Annotated in this window: 1 protein-coding gene; it reads left to right on the forward strand. The window is 42.7% G+C overall.

The genetic code is table 11. The annotated features are described in order from the left end of the window. The coding region (locus tag AC0QHF_RS08515) for a group II intron maturase-specific domain-containing protein (RefSeq protein WP_324703776.1) at positions 1-302 on the forward strand (302 nt) is incomplete at both ends.

Consider the following 302-nt stretch of genomic DNA (forward strand, 5'->3'; position numbering starts at 1 on the left):
AAGGTAAAAGAGGTGATTAGGAATCATAAAACAGCACCTCAAGCCGCCCTGATTAAACATCTCAATCCCATCATCACTGGATGGGCAAGGTACTACTCAGGGGTAGTCTCCAAGGAGATTTTCAATAAGCTAGATAACATACTCTGGCAACAATTACGGGCATGGGTAGTATCAAGATGCGGAAACGCCAAATACAAAACGCTCAGGAAATATTATCGAACAGGAATGGCAAAACTGAGCAACGGGGATGAAAGGAAGGATAAGTGGATATTCCAAACTAAGGATGGTCTACGACTCCAAAA

This window comes from Lyngbya sp. CCY1209, assembly GCF_055795065.1.